Origin of the sequence: Patulibacter minatonensis DSM 18081, from assembly GCF_000519325.1 — a bacterium.
Taxonomy (GTDB): domain Bacteria; phylum Actinomycetota; class Thermoleophilia; order Solirubrobacterales; family Solirubrobacteraceae; genus Patulibacter; species Patulibacter minatonensis.
In genome coordinates this window covers 1016645-1029470 of sequence record NZ_KI912613.1, presented here as the reverse complement: position 1 = coordinate 1029470, position 12826 = coordinate 1016645, and the positions used below count along the sequence as shown (strand labels likewise).

General features: G+C 75.8%; 11 protein-coding genes and 1 pseudogene. 8 read left to right on the top strand and 4 right to left on the bottom strand.

Translation table 11 applies throughout. From position 1 onward, the window contains the following. Position 1 precedes the first annotated feature (1 nt). The 6 genes and pseudogenes from PATMI_RS27450 (at position 2) to PATMI_RS37815 (ending at position 6344) form a co-directional block, all read left to right on the top strand. The gene (locus PATMI_RS27450) at positions 2-1579 is read left to right on the top strand and encodes an MSMEG_0567/sll0787 family protein (protein WP_245604079.1); all 1578 of its coding nucleotides are present in this window, start codon (positions 2-4) and stop codon (positions 1577-1579) included. Further along, a complete protein-coding gene (locus tag PATMI_RS27445; protein ID WP_036725237.1) occupies positions 1576-2460 on the top strand; it encodes a carbon-nitrogen hydrolase family protein in 885 nt (294 codons plus the stop codon). The genes PATMI_RS27450 and PATMI_RS27445 overlap by 4 nt, the downstream gene beginning before the upstream one ends. Before the next feature lie 115 nt (positions 2461-2575). Next, positions 2576-2830: pseudogene (locus tag PATMI_RS38680) on the top strand (MSMEG_0570 family nitrogen starvation response protein); the annotation flags it as partial. Positions 2831-2908: 78 nt separating this feature from the next. Next, positions 2909-4264: an MSMEG_0569 family flavin-dependent oxidoreductase gene (locus tag PATMI_RS0104745; RefSeq protein ID WP_026910044.1), complete on the top strand. Its 1356-nt coding sequence runs from the start codon at positions 2909-2911 to the stop codon at positions 4262-4264. Between the two features lie 93 nt (positions 4265-4357). Further along, positions 4358-5065 (top strand): acetate uptake transporter, encoded by a 708-nt coding sequence (locus tag PATMI_RS0104740; RefSeq protein WP_026910043.1) that lies wholly within the window; start codon positions 4358-4360, stop codon positions 5063-5065. A gap of 175 nt (positions 5066-5240) precedes the next feature. Beyond that, positions 5241-6344, top strand: a complete 1104-nt coding sequence (locus PATMI_RS37815) for a collagen-like triple helix repeat-containing protein (protein ID WP_084270292.1) — start codon at positions 5241-5243, stop codon at positions 6342-6344. A 52-nt stretch (positions 6345-6396) separates the two neighbouring features. Here PATMI_RS37815 and PATMI_RS0104730 read toward each other — a convergent pair whose 3' ends face one another. Beyond that, a complete protein-coding gene (locus PATMI_RS0104730; protein WP_026910042.1) occupies positions 6397-7719 on the bottom strand; it encodes a hypothetical protein in 1323 nt (440 codons plus the stop codon). A 124-nt stretch (positions 7720-7843) separates the two neighbouring features. On the opposite strand from PATMI_RS0104730, the gene PATMI_RS33890 reads away from it, so the two are divergent. After that, positions 7844-8176 carry a hypothetical protein gene (locus PATMI_RS33890; protein WP_051471063.1) on the top strand — a complete coding sequence of 111 codons (333 nt, stop codon included), beginning with the start codon at positions 7844-7846 and terminating at the stop codon, positions 8174-8176. Between the two features lie 47 nt (positions 8177-8223). Further along, a complete protein-coding gene (locus PATMI_RS0104720; protein ID WP_026910041.1) occupies positions 8224-9030 on the top strand; it encodes a polyphosphate kinase 2 family protein in 807 nt (268 codons plus the stop codon). 191 nt (positions 9031-9221) lie between these two features. Here PATMI_RS0104720 and PATMI_RS0104715 read toward each other — a convergent pair whose 3' ends face one another. The 3 genes from PATMI_RS0104715 to PATMI_RS0104705 form a co-directional block, all read right to left on the bottom strand. Then, positions 9222-10613, bottom strand: a complete 1392-nt coding sequence (locus PATMI_RS0104715) for an MATE family efflux transporter (protein WP_026910040.1) — start codon at positions 10611-10613, stop codon at positions 9222-9224. A gap of 109 nt (positions 10614-10722) precedes the next feature. Then, on the bottom strand, positions 10723-11736 hold the full coding sequence (locus PATMI_RS37230; RefSeq protein ID WP_036725230.1) for a hypothetical protein: 1014 nt from the start codon (positions 11734-11736) through the stop codon (positions 10723-10725). Next, positions 11733-12803: a hypothetical protein gene (locus PATMI_RS0104705; protein WP_026910038.1), complete on the bottom strand. Its 1071-nt coding sequence runs from the start codon at positions 12801-12803 to the stop codon at positions 11733-11735. The genes PATMI_RS37230 and PATMI_RS0104705 overlap by 4 nt, the downstream gene beginning before the upstream one ends. Positions 12804-12826: the final 23 nt, after the last annotated feature.

Genomic DNA, 12826 nt, shown 5'->3' with positions numbered 1-12826 from the left:
GATGCGTCCCCCGACCGACCTCGCCGGCACGCCCCTGCCGGCCGCCCCGCCCTCCGCCTTCGACGTCCTCGCGATGCTCGGCGCCCCGGCCCCGCCGGCGATGCGCGCGACCGGCCGCCGCACCCCGGCGACCCGCCTGGCGCACGACGTCCTGATCGTCGACGCCGAGGATGATCCGCACCGCCTGGACGCGTACCGCCGCCTGCGCCGCCGCGCGTTCGTCGAGCAGCAGGGCCTCTTCACCGGCGAGGACGTCGACGCCTACGACGCCCACCCGCGCTCGCGGGTCCTCGTCGCGGTCACCCCGACCAACGAGGTGCTGGGCGGCGTGCGGATCCACCCGGAGGACGGCGACGGCGGGCTCGGCTGGTGGCGCGGCTCGCGGCTCGTCTGCGAGGACGTCCCCGGCACCGCCCGCGGCGCGATCGGCGCGGCGCTCGTCCGCGCCGCGTGCGTCCAGGCGCTCGACGTCGGCGCCCTGCGCTTCGACGCCCACGTCCAGCTGCACCACGTCCGGTTCTTCCGGCGCCTCGGCTGGACCCCGCTGCGGCGGATCGAGGTCGCAGGCGCGGAGCACGTGCTCATGCACTGGCCGGTCGACCGGATCGCCCGCCTCGTGCACGCGACGAAGGCGCCGCTCGGTGGGCTCTACGACGGGCTCGTCCCCGATGACCCGTGGAAGGGCGACGACGCCGTCCCGGTCCCCGACGCCCCGGGCGTCGTGGCGTGCACCGACGCGATCACGCCGTCGATGGTCGAGCGCGACCCGGAGTGGGCCGGCTGGTGCGCCATGCTCGTCACCGCCCACGACCTCTCCGCGATGGGCGCCCGGCCGCTCGGCGCGCTGGACGCGCTCGGGGCCTCGGACGCCGGCCACGCCGACCGGATCCTCGACGGCGTCCGCCGCGGCTCGCAGGCGTTCGACCTGCCGGTCCTCGGTGGCCACACGCAGCTCGGCGTCCCCGCCGCGCTGAGCGTCACCGGCCTCGGCCACACGGCCGACCCGGTGCCCGGCTCCGGCGCGTCGGGGCAGACCATCACGGTCACCGCGGACCTCGAAGGCGACTGGCGCCCCGGGTACCACGGGCGCCAATGGGACTCGACGTCGTGGCGCCGCCGCGACGAGCTGCGCACGATGCTCGACGCCGTCCGGACCGCCCGCGACCAGGGGGGCGTCCGCGCCGCCAAGGACGTGTCGATGGCCGGCGTCGTCGGGACCACCGGCATGCTCGCCGAGGCCTCCGGCTGCGGCGCCGAGCTCGACGTCGCCTCGATCCCGAAGCCGGCCGGCGCGACCGCCGGCGACTGGCTCACCTGCTTCCCCGGGTTCGCCCTCATCACGACCGACGACGGGGGCCGCCCGACCTCCCTCCCGGCGGGCCCCGCCGTCGGGGCGCCCTGCGGCCGTCTCGTCGACGGCCCCGGCGTCCGCCTCCGTTGGCCCGACGGCGAGGTCACGACCGCCGTCGACGGCGCGGTGACCGGACTGGGTCCGGCCACCCGCACCACCTCCCCGCCCTCCCGCGGGTCGTCCACCTGGCCGACCACCCGCCCGACCACCCCCGAGGACCTCGCATGACCGACCTGAAGATCGCCGCCGCCGCGGCCCCGTTCGGGCGCGACATGGACGCCTGCTTCGCCACCATCGAGCGCCTCGTCGACGAGGCCCGCGCCGCGGGCGTCGGCCTGCTCGTCCTGCCCGAGGCCGCGCTCGGCGGCTACGTCGAGTCGCTGCACGGCGACGTCGACGACCCGCCGCCCGCGCTGTCGCCCGACGGCCCCGAGCTGCAGCGTGTCGCCGACCTGGCCGGCGACATGGTGATCGCGGTCGGCTTCTGCGAGGCCGGCGAGCCCGACCCCGACCGGCCGGGGCACGAGGTCCGCCACAACGTCGCGGCGCTCGTCTCCGGCGGCGAGGTCCTCGGGATCCACCGCAAGATCCACATGCCGCTGGACGAGGGACGCTTCACCACGCCCGGCGACCACCTCTCCGCGATCGACACGCCGATCGGCCGGGTGGGCCTGCTCATCTGTTACGACAAGGCCTTCCCCGAGGCCGCGCGGACGCTGGCGCTCGACGGCGCGCAGGTCCTCTGCTTCCTCTCCGCCTGGCCGACCAGCGCGACGAACGCCGCCGAGCGCCGCGAGGACGACCGCCAGTGGCGCCGCGCCGAGCTCTGGGACCGCTCCCGCGCGGCCGAGAACTCGATGGTCGTCGCGTCCGCGAACCAGTCCGGCGACTTCGGCTCGCTGCGGTTCCTCGGCGGCTCGCGGATCACGAACCCCAACGGCGACGTCGTCGCGGAGACCGATTCGTCCGGCGGCCTGGCGATCGCGGAGTTCGACCTCGGCGCCACGCTGACGAAGGCGCGCCGCGCGCTCTCCCCGGTCCGCGACCTGCGGCCCGACGTCTACGCCGCCGCCACCCCGATCCCGTACGAGGCGCCGACCGCCGCCTGACCGCCGGCCCGAACCCCACCCGCCGGACGTCGGCACGTCCGCCTGCCAGGCGCGGGCGGGCGTGCCGAGGTCCGGACCGCTCATCGCCCCACCGCCCGCCCCGAGGACCATCCCGATGCCCGAAGTCCACTTCCAGGTCAGCTGGCCCGACGGCCACGTGCAGCAGTGCACGTCGCCGTCGCGCGCCATCGAGGCCCACCTCGCGCCCGCCGCCAGCTACCCGGTCGACGAGTTCGTCCGCCGCGTGAACGCCGGCATGGACGCCGCCTCCGAGCGCGTCCGGCAGCAGTACGGGATGGCGTGCACGTCGGCGCTGGCGCAGAAGCAGGACGTCGAGGGCGCCGCCGCGGTCCACGGGAAGTCCGGCGGCACGGTCCACGTCCACTACCTGCGACGCGGAGCCGGCGGGCGGTCCCAGTCGCAGCGCACGTTCCAGGCGCAGCCGAGCATCGGCAGGCTCGAGGGGCACGTCCCCGTCGTGATCGTCGGCGGCGGCCAGGCCGGGCTGTCGATGAGCTGGTGCCTGAAGCAGGAGGACGTCGAGCACGTCGTCCTGGAGCGCCACACCGTCGCGCACTCCTGGAAGGAGGACCGCTGGGAGTCGTTCTGCCTGGTGACGCCGAACTGGCAGTGCACGCTCCCGGGCCACCCGTACGACGGCGACGACCCGACCGGCTTCATGGTCCAGGACGAGATCGTCGAGTACGTCGAGTCCTACGCCGCGTCGTTCGGCGCACCGGTCCGCGAGGGCGTGACCGTGACGTCCGTCGAGGCCCGCGGCGTCGGGACCGACCGCCGCGCGAACGCGCCCCGCGGCGCCGCCCGCGACGCGTCGACCGCCCCGACCGCGGCGGACGTCCACGACGGCGTCCTCTCCTCCGCACCGGACGGCTACCTCGTCCGGACGACCGCCGGCGACGTCACCTGCGACGCCGTGGTCCTCGCCGTCGGCGGGTACCACGTGCCGACCGTCCCGCGGATGGCCGAGCGCCTGCCGCAGACCGTCACGCAGATCCACTCGTCGCGGTACAAGAGCGCCGCGCCGCTGCCCGACGGGGCGGTCCTCGTCGTCGGCTCCGGGCAGTCGGGCGCGCAGATCGCCGAGGACCTGCACCTCGCCGGCCGCGAGGTCCACCTGGCCGTCGGCACCGCGCCGCGCGTCGCCCGCTTCTACCGCGGTCGCGACGTCGTCGCGTGGCTCCACGACTCGGGCCACTACGACATGGCGATCGAGGACCACAAGGAGGGCCTCGGCGCCCGGCACGAGGCCAACCACTACGTCACCGGCCGCGACGGCGGGCGCGACATCGACCTGCGGCGGTTCGCCGTCGAGGGCATGACGCTCCACGGCCGGCTGGCCGCGATCGGCGACGGTGCCCTCACGTTCGCGGGCGACCTGCGCCGCAACCTCGACGTGGCCGACGCGGTGTCCGAGCGCATCAAGGACGGCGTCGACGCGTGGATCGCGTCGCAAGGCGTCGACGCGCCCGAGGAGGAGCGCTACGTCTCGCTCTGGGAGCCCGGGACCGACGGCGGCGGGGAGCTGGACCTGCAGGCCGCCGGCATCACGACGGTCATCTGGGCGACGGGCTTCCGCTCCGACTGGTCGTGGGTCAAGGTCCCCGCGTTCGACGGCTCGGGCTACCCGACGCACCACCGCGGCGTCACGAGCGTCCCCGGGCTCTTCGTCCTCGGCCTGCCGTGGCAGCACACGTGGGGCTCCGGCCGGTTCGCCGGCGTGGCCCGCGACGCCGGCCACCTGGCCCCGCTCGTCTCCGCCGTCACGTCGGCCGCGACGACGTAGGTCCACCCATCTTCCGGGCGCCCCGCGCCCGGTCCACATCGATTCGTTGGAGGGCGAGTCGGTGGTTCATCCCACCACACCGAAGGATCCATCATGGCCACCGCAGCACCCGCAGCACCCACGAACGGCCTCGCGCCCCGCACCGCCCCGGTCCCGCCGGGCACCGCGACCGGGCGGCTGTCCGAGAAGGTCATCAACTCGCCCGAGGGCGGTGCCGGCGTCTTCTACGCCGCGACCGCCGCTGGCACCGCGCTCATCCTCGGCTGCCTCGGCGTCGCGCTCGCCCTGCTCTCCGCCGGCAACGTCGAGCTCTACGACCCGAAGGCCGGCGGCGTCGTCATCCCCGCGGCGTTCGCGGTCGGCGGGCTCGGCATCGGCACCGGCGGGCTCTGGAACTTCCGCGCCGGGAACCTCTTCGCCGGGACCCTCGGCGTCATGTACGGCACGCTCTGGCTGTCGCTCGGCCTGATGCTCCTGACGACCGGGTCGACGGTCACGGAGGCCGCCGGGCCCGCGAGCTTCGGCGACGCGTTCGGGACCTACCTGCTCCTCTGGGCGATCGTCTCGTTCGGCCTCGGGGCCGCCGCCTGGTTCGTCGCGAAGATGGTCTTCGCCGCGCAGATGCTGCTCGGCCTGACGATCCTCTGCCTCGCGCTCGGCAACATGGCCGCGCCCGGCGGGTCCGGCCTCGTGCACCTCGGCGGCGTCCTGGGCCTGATCACCGCCGCCTCCGTGCTCTACGTCTCGATGGCGATGATCATCAACGACACCGCCGGCAAGGACGTCCTGCCGATCGTCTGATCCGGCGAGGCCCTGCGCCCGGCCGCCACGGTCGCGGCGCCGTCCGGGGCGGGCGGGTCGTCCCGTCCGTGCTCGCGCGCTCCCGTCGGACGGGGTGCGCGGGCACGACGACGTGTCCCAGGTCGCGTCGGCGAATCATCCCGGTGGCGCTTGTCCGCTCACCCGGGTGGTGTCGATGCTGACCGGCACCATGACCGAGCACCACGTCCCCCAAGACGCCACCGACCACGACCACGAGCCCCGCGGGAGGCGCCGACTCCCGCGGCCTTCACCCGCGACGGTGATCGCCAGCACCGCGCTATTCGTCGCCCTCGGCGGCACCAGCATCGCCGCCGTCTCCCTCGGCCGCGACACCGTCGGCACGGCGCAGATCCGCGACGGCTCGATCCGCGGTACCGACATCGAGCCGAAGGCGATCTCGGGCAACCGGATCCGCACGGACGCGGTGACGTCGTCGAAGATCCGCAACAAGTCGATCCAGGCCGGCGACCTCGCGGACGGGGTGCTGAAGGCCGGTGCCGCCGGCCCCGCCGGGCCGGCCGGGGCGAAGGGCGAGACCGGGGCCGCAGGGGCGAAGGGCGAGCCCGGCGCCAAGGGCGACGACGGCGCCCCCGGGGCGAAGGGCGACGCCGGCGCCCCGGGTGCGCCGGGTGCGAAGGGCGACACGGGGGCGCCGGGGGCGCCGGGGGCGAAGGGCGACGCCGGGGCGCCGGGTGCGAAGGGCGACCCGGGGGCGCCGGGTGCGAAGGGCGAGTCCGGCGCCCCGGGTACCAAGGGCGACAAGGGCGACAAGGGCGACGCCGGTTCGACCTTCGCGTCCTCGTCCGGCTCCATGACCGTGACGACCAACCTGGGCGGGGTGCCCGGCGTGCTGGGCCGACTGCCGCTCTCCGGCGTGATGCCGGAGACGACCTCGACCCCCGAGGTCCGCGCCGTCGCACAGCTCCTCCCCGTCGACACGACGTTCTCGTCGATGCGGGTCCGATTCGTGACCCGGACGGGACTGGCGCTGATCGGCACGACGCTGCAGCTCAAGGCCACCCTGGTGCGGGTCGACAGCGGGAACGGGTCGATCGTGCCCACCGGCATGGCGTGCATCGCGGCGCCCGACCTCACCGGCCTCGTCGCCGCCTTCACGGTCCTGCAGGCTTCGTGCAGCCCGACGCCGGTCACGATCCCCGCCGGGGAGCTCGCGTACGTCCAGGTCCAGCTGAGCGGCCAGGGCGTCTCGAACGGCAACACCCTCCCCGTCGACGCGTACGTCGCGCTCGGCGGCTGAGACGGCGCCCGCGGGCGACGAGGCGGACCTCGTCGCCCGCCGGGTCCGCGGATCAGCCCCCGCCGCGCGATCCGCCGCCCGGCAGGTTCCCGATCAGGGGCGCGAGCGCCAGGCCGATCCGCGTCGAGAGGCTCCTCCGCTTCTCGTGGTCGCCGGGATCGAGGATGCGGCGGACCGGGGCGGTCGGCTCGCCGTCGGCGGAGACGACGCTCAGCAGGACCTCGTACGTGCGGTCCGCCGCCACGTCGAGCGCGGTGACGACGCCCTTCGCGTCGCGCTCGCGGACGTCGAACGTGGCGGTCCGCGGCGGGACGCCCGGCTCGCCGTGGGAGTTCACCGTCACGAGGACCGCCACGGCCGGCGGATCGAGCCTCCGCAGGTCGTAGGCGACCGCCAGGTGCCCGTCCTCCCGGCGCACCGCGAAGTCGGGCCCGGGGACGGCCGACCGCGGGAGCCGCTCCTCCGTCGCCTGCTCGAGCAGCACGAGGGGGTCGGTCCAGTGGGCGCGCTCGCACGGGCTGTCGGGGCTGTCGGACTCGACGCCGTCGATGCGCGACTCCGTGTCCCCCCAACGGCCGCGCCACCGGGTCCACGCCGTGTCGTCGTCGACGATCAGCAGCGTCGAGCGGGGTGAGGACCGCCGCCCGTCGGCGATGTCGATCCACGCGTCGGTGCCGAAGACGCCTGGCTCGAAGTACGCGGCGTGCGAGCCGCGGGCGACGTGGACGACGGGCGCATCGCCGTCGCGCTCGACGCGGTCCCACGCGCGCCGCTCGGCGTGGCGGTGCTGGGCGTAGACCGCGTAGATCGGCCGCGCGTCGTCGGGGTCGTCGCCGTCGAACAGGAGCTGGACCATCTCCCAGTCGCCCTCGTGCAGGCCGACGTTCGCGGCCAGGCGGTAGTCGTTGTACACGTACCAGGCCCAGTACTGGAGCCAGAGCGCGCCCTCGCGGTCGCGGACGGCGCGCGCGACGAGATGGTTGCGGAGCCCCGGGTGCTCCTGCCGGGTCGCGGCGTAGCGCTCGCGGTAGTCCTTGCCGGCGAGGGAGAGGCGCTCGTGGCGAGCGGGTGGTCGGTCGCCGCCGCGTCCGTCCGCCGTCGTGGCGGCCGGACCGCCCGCCCCGTCGGGGCCCGACCGGGAAGCGGCCGACCCGTCGGCGGCCGACCCGGCGGCGCCCGCCGCCGCACGGGATCCGAGCAGCTCGAGCGTCAGCGTCCCGTCGGCCGCCTGCGCCAGGACGGTCCCGTCGGCCGCCTGGAGGGTCGCCCCCGGCGTGACCGCGACGATCGCCGGGTGGTCGGCGAAGAACGTCTCCTGCCCGTCGTAGCGGAGCCGGGGCGCGTACCGGCGCAGGAGTGCGTCGTGGTCGCCCATGCAGCCGAGCCTATCCCCGGCCGCCGGAGGTGCGGGTGACGGCGCGGTGATGCGACAGGCCGACGGGGATCGCCCGCCCTCGACACCGGGTGTGCGAGCCTCCGGCGATGGCGTCCCTCGCGTGGTGGGTGGTGGTCCCGGTCCCGCGCTGGCCCGCGTGGTGCTGCTCGCGCTCGGCCTGCTCGTGGGGATCGGGGTGGTCTTCGCGGGCCTCGCCGGCGCGTTCTTCGCCTCGGGCTGCATCGCGGGGTGCGACTCCGGGGGGTCCGATGCGCCGAGCGTCGCGATCGTCGTCGTCGCGCTCGCCGTCGCCGGCCTGGTCTGGTGGGGCGGCGTCCGGGTCTGGCGCGCGTTCGGTGATCGGGTCCACGGGAGCGGCCTGACCCCACGACCGCTGCTGCTGTTGCCGGCGCTGCCCGTGTGGGCGGCGTCCGTGCTCGCCGCCGTCCTGCAGTAGCCGCCCGGCCGCTGGGCGATCCGGGCCCCGCGTCGTAGGGTGCACGGATGGGACGACTCGACGACCTGGACCTGACGCTCAAGCTGTCCCGCAAGGAGCAGGACGTCCGGCTCGAGGCCGGTCAGGCCCGCATGCAGCAGCTGCGCCTGACCCTCGGCGGACAGACGAGCGCGTCGCAGCACGGGAAGCGCGACGACCCGGTGGAGCAGGAGCACCCGATCGGCCCTCCGCTCCTCGTGGTCTTCGAGGGCTGGGACGCGTCCGGGAAGGGCGGGGCGATCAAGCGGCTCACGGGCGCGATGGACCCGCGGCACTACCGCGTGGCCGAGTTCGCGGCGCCGTCGCCGGACGAGCTCCGCCACCACTGGCTGCACCGGTTCTGGCTGCCGCTGCCGGGCCGCGGAGGCATGGCCGTCTACGACCGCACCTGGTACGGACGGGTGCTCGTGGAGCGCGTCGAGGATCTGACGCCCGAGCTCGACTGGCGGCGCGGCTACCAGGAGATCCGCGAGTTCGAGCGCCAGCTCACCGACGACGGCACGATCCTCGTGAAGTTCTGGCTGCACATCAGCGACGAGGAGCAGCTCTCGCGCTTCGAGCGCCGTCGCGACGATCCCTTGAAGTCCTGGAAGCTCACCGCCGAGGACTGGCGCAACCGCGAGAAGCGCGAGGCGTACACCGAGGCCGTCGAGGAGATGGTCGCGGAGACCGACTCGGGCCACGCACCGTGGAACCTCATCCCCGGGGACTCGAAGCGGTGGGCCCGCGTGGCGGTGCTCGAGACCGTGATCCGGCGCGTCGAGGAGCGCTGCGAGGAGCTCGGGTTCGCGCTCCCGGAGCCCCTCGACCCCTAGGACGCCGACCGGTCGGTGGTGGGGCACGGGGGTCGGTCGGTGGGTGGGCCGGCCGCGGCTCGGGGCGCTGCGTGTCGGGTTCGGTACCTGGGCGGTACCGGATCCGACACGGTCGCCCTGTCGCCGCGGCCCGGCGCGCTTCGCGTCGGGTTCGGTACCTGGGCGGTCCACGATCCGACACGGTCGGCCCGTCACCCCTGCCACGCCCCGGGCCGCGCCCACCGTCCTCCGCGGTAGCGCCACCAGGTCCCCGCCAAGCGCGCGGCCATCACGACGACGATCCCGCCCCACACCCCGCCGATGCCCCAGCCGGCCTCGCGGAAGGCGAGCATCGCAGGGATCCCGATCAGCGCCGCGACGGTCATCGCCAGCGCCAGGAAGCGGGCGTCGCCGGCGCCGATGAGGATCCCGTCGAACGCGAAGACCGCGGCCGCGAACGGCAGCATCAGGCACAGCAGCGGCCACATCGCCCCGGCGCGGTCACGGACGGCCGCGTCGTCCGTGAACGCGCCGACGATCGGGCCCCGGAGCGCGAGCAGGACGACCGCGGCGAGGATCCCGACCACCACGGTCAGGAGGACCATCCGCCGGGACGCCTCGAACGCCCCGTCGACGTCGCCGGCCCCCAGCGCACGGCCGATCAGCACCTGGCCCGCGATCGCGGCGGCGTCGAGCACGAGCGCGAGGAACAGGAACAGCTGCCAGCCGATCTGGTGCGCGGCCAGCGACGACTCCCCGACCCGTGACGCGATCGCCGACGCGACCGCGAACGTCAGGAGCAGTGCCCCGGTCCGCACGAGGAGGAACGCCCCGGCCGCCCCGAGCCGGCGCAGGAGGACGAGGGACGGGCGGCGGTCGGCACGGGGACGCTCGGCGGACGGTACCCCGTCGCCCGCGGCCGGCGACGCGCTCGCCGCGTCGGCGACGGACGTCGGCGGGGCCCCCGCCCGCCACAGCAGCCGCACGAACAACGCCCCCATCGTCAGCTGCCCCACGAGCGTCGCGATCGCGCTGCCGTCCAGGCCGAGGTCCGCACCGTAGATCAGCAGCGGGTTCAGGACGAGGTTGATCGCGTTGCCGAGCAGCACGATCTTCAGCGGGGTCCGCAGATCGCCCGTCCCGCGCAGCCAGCCCTGCGCGGCCATGCTCGCCAGAGCGAGCGCCAGGCCGGGGGCGGCGATCCGCAGGTACCGGGCCGCGTCGTCGGCGGTCTCGCCGGAACCCCCGAGCGCGTCGATCCACAGCGGACCGAGGGCGACGGCGACGAGCGCACCGGTCAGCCCGACGGCGGCGCCGAGCCACAGCGCCTGGCTCGCGAGCGCCCGCAGGTCGTCCGCACGGCCCGCGCCCGACAGCCGCGCCACGGCGGCGGTCGTCGCGTACGTCGCGACCACGCCGAGTCCCGACAGCGTGCCGAGGACGGAGACGGCGAGCGCCAGCGCCGCGAGCGGCGCGACGCCCAGGTGCCCGACCATCGCGGTGTCGACGAGGAGGTACGTCGGCTCCGCGGCGAGGGTCAGGAGCGCCGGGAACGCCAGGCGGAGGATCTCGCGGTCGTGGGGTGAGCGCAGGGCCGGAGGCACGGGCGGCGAGCGTAGCCGCGGGCGGCCGGTCCGTCCCTCGGGCTCCCGGCCGCGCGGTCGCCGGCACCGACGGCCGGGCACCCCGCGCCCGGCCACGTCGGCGTGGACCTCAGCCGCCGGGCGACCCCAGGACCAGGCCGGCCCGGTCGCCCTCCGACCGGCGCCCGTAGCGCGCGACGCCCTCGGACCCGACGGGCACCTCGAGCGTCGAGCGCCGGAACGCGGGGCCCGGGAGCAGCAACGCCCCGCTCTCCGCGCCCCAGGTGTTCGTGTCGCGGGGACCGATGCCGGACACGCTCCAGCGCGACGCCGCGACAGCGATGTTCGCCGTCATCGTGAGCGGGCCGAACCCGGCGTCCCCGGTGGTCGTCCCGACGGTGCTCGCGACCGTGTTCGCGCGGCCCTCGGAGACGATGCTCCGCAGCACGTGCCGCACGCGGCCGGTGCGCCGCTCGCGCTCGGCGGTCACGTACGCCACGAGGTCGGTGTCCTGGTCGGGGTTGAACCGGTCCTCGACGACGGTGATCTGCCCGACCGGCTGGGACGCCTCGTACAGGCGGTCGCGCCGGACGTGCGAGAGCATGGACCACGAGTCGTCGCGGAGCGTCGTCTCGTGCAGCTCCCAGTGGGCCCGTCGCCGGTGCGTCTCGTACGAGGAGAAGCTCAGGAGCCCGTTGCGCAGTCCGGGCGCGCCGAAGTCGCCGCCGCCGCGCGAGATCGGCACCAGCCTCGCCGGCGCCGAACCGTCCAGGCGCACGTCGTAGAGCCTGCCGCGCACCCGCTTGCGTCCCGTGGGCCTGCGGCCGAGCGTGTCCTGCGAGCTGCGTGTGGCCACGACGGCGTAGAGCGCACCACCGAAGTCGGCGCCGATCGTGAGGTCGTCGACGTCCGCGGGGAGCGGCCGGGGCACGATCCGCGGTGCGGCGCCCGGCCCGTCGCGGACGACGAGCTGCGTCCGCCCGCCGCGACCCGGCAGCGGTCGGAGCCACGCGAGCGTCGGTCCTGAGGCGGCGACATCGACCGGGGTGACGGGGTCGAGCACCTGATCCGCACCGGCCGACGGCGCGGCGACCGCGAGCAGCGCGACGGCGAGCACGACCGACCGGTGCATCGGCCCGCTCATCCCGCCGGCGTGAACGTCAGGCCCTGCGCGGTGCCCTGCGGCTCGAAGGTGGCGGTCCCGGCTCCGGTGCCGACCACGGGGACCACCCACTGGGGGGCCCGGGCGGTCTTCGCGTTCGAGACGACGGAGCCACCCGGCAGCGACCACGTGCTCAGGTCGTGCACGTGCGCCCCGGCGACGGTCCACCGCGACGCGGTCAGCCGCCCGCCCTCCGCCGAAGGGGTCAGGGGCCCGAAGCCGCTCTCCGAGGCGCCGCCGTAGTCCGTGCGGCCGAGCACCGTGGACCGGTGGCCGGCCCGGACCTGGCGGAGGACGACGGAGGCCCCGGTGGTCTTGCGATCCCGGGTGGACACGACGTAGGCGACGCGACCCCGTGCGACCGGTGTCGTCTGCGGGATCGTCGCGTCGGCGGTCCCGCGGGACAGGAGCGTCGAGGTCGAGGAGGTCGTGCTTCCGCGGCGGAGGGTCCAGCGGACGCCCTCGCGCAGGGTCTCGCGCTTCGCGAACGACAGCCGGCCGCGGAGGAGGCCCGGCGCTGCGAGGTCCGTCCCGGGCCGCGACACCGCGAGCCGGCGCGGTGCGGTGTCGCCGGAGAGCGGCAGCTCGTACAGGGCGCCCTTCCGCACCGGCGTCGACCGCACGGGGATCCCGCCGCGCGTGGACGCGGTGGCGAGGATCGCGACCCGCGCGCCCGTCGCGTCCCGCCCGATCACGAGGTCGTTCACGTTCGCGGGGAGGGTCTGGGCGAGGACGCGGGGCTCGGCGCCGGCCTCCCGGACGACGAGCTGCGCGTGCGTGCCGCGCACGTCGAGCGGACGCAGCCAGGCGATCGTGTCGCCGAAGGCAGCGGCGTCGAGCGGGGTCTTCGCGTCGAGGACGACGGGGTCGGCGGGGGCGGCGTGGGCCGCGGCGGGGACCAGCAGGCCGGCGGCGAGGGTCAGGGTGGCGGTGACGCGCCGCGGGGCCAGGCGGCGCCCGAGCGACGTGGCCGCCGCGGGAGCGCGGCCGGAGGGCGACGCCCGCGAGGCGACGAGATCGAGGGCGGGACGGAACGGGGGACGGGACATGGTCCATACAACCGGGCGGGCGA